The sequence below is a fragment of the Bacillus sp. CDB3 genome (assembly GCF_002081505.1).
In the GTDB taxonomy this organism is placed as follows: domain Bacteria; phylum Bacillota; class Bacilli; order Bacillales; family Bacillaceae_G; genus Bacillus_A; species Bacillus_A cereus_AT.
The window spans coordinates 1-1,418 of sequence record NZ_ALBR01000142.1 but is presented as its reverse complement, the minus strand read 5'-3'; the positions used below and the strand labels follow the sequence as shown (position 1 = coordinate 1,418).

Genomic DNA, 1,418 nt, shown 5'->3' with positions numbered 1-1,418 from the left:
TGAAGTGCACCCCAAATGTTAGACACGAAAATTAACATTTGTAGGTGCATTTTTATTATGGGAAAGTATTCTGTGGAACAGAAGTTAGAAATTATTCATATGTACTTAGGTAGTAATGAATCGTTTAAACAGATTGGCGATCACTATGGTATAAATAAATCAATTATTCAGCGCTGGGTTACTAGATATCAAAAGCATGGAAGTGCAGCGTTCACTAGAGCATATACAAAGTATTCAACAAAGTTTAAACTAGACGTAATCCAATATATCCTTGAAACAGGAGCGTCTGTTGAAGAAGCTACCATACAATTTAACATTCCTTCTTTTAGCACAGTATGGAATTGGTGGAATCTCTTTGAAGCTAAAGGAGCTGACGCTCTTCAAGTAAAGAAACGGGAGCGTCAAATGATGAAAAAAGAACCGAAACAAACTCAACATATTAAAGGATCAAATGAAGATTTATTGGCTCAAAATGAGCTTTTACGTATAGAAGTCGCCTATTTAAAAAAGTTACAAGCCTTAATTTTAGAGAAAAAGAAGTTACAGAAAAAGAAAAAGCGCAAATAATTTATGAATTAAGGCAAGAGTTTAAAGTCATCGATTTAATAAAAATCGCTGGCATTGCGCGTAGTACATATTATTACTGGGTAAAACAATTTAATTGTCCAGATAAATATAAAGAGATTAAAGAACGAATCTCACACATTTTTGAAGAACATCAAGGACGATATGGTTACCGTAGAATTACTTTAGAACTTCAAAAACAAGGATACTTGATAAACCATAAAACCGTACGTCGTCTCATGAGCATTCTCGGATTAAAATCGCTCATTCGAATTAAAAAATATCGTTCCTATAGAGGACAAGCCGGAAGATTTGCCCCAAACCTGTTAAACCGTAATTTTCAAGCATCTAAACCCAATCAAAAATGGGTAACTGACGTAACTGAATTCCATCTTCAAGGTCAAAAGTTATATTTATCTCCTGTTCTTGATTTGTATAATGGTGAAATTATCGCTTATAATATAGCCTCACGGCCTACATACGCCCTTGTTTCTAAGATGTTAAATAGCGCTTTTAAACGGTTAAATGATGGCGAAACACCTATTCTTCATTCTGATCAAGGGTGGCAATATCAATTAAAAAGGTATCAAAATCATTTAAAAGAACAGGGAATTATCCAAAGTATGTCCCGTAAGGGAAATTGTTACGATAATGCAGTCATAGAGAATTTCTTTGGCTTATTAAAGTCTGAATTATTATACCTTAAAGAATTTGAAAGTATGGAACACTTTAAAATAGAATTAGAGAATTATATTTATTACTACAATCACAAACGGATTAAATGTAAATTAAAAGGAATGAGCCCAGTTCAATACCGGAATCACTCCTTATTAGTAGCATAATGTTTTGTGTCT

General features: G+C 33.0%; 1 protein-coding gene. It reads left to right on the top strand.

What is annotated here, in order from left to right; genetic code table 11:
• Positions 1-57 precede the first annotated feature (57 nt).
• Positions 58-1,406 (top strand): IS3 family transposase gene (locus CDB3_RS31415; RefSeq protein ID WP_128857193.1). Its coding sequence is split into 2 segments (ribosomal slippage): positions 58-517 and positions 517-1,406, totalling 1,350 coding nucleotides; the frame shifts between segments, so codons are not numbered across the junction.
• Positions 1,407-1,418 lie beyond the last annotated feature (12 nt).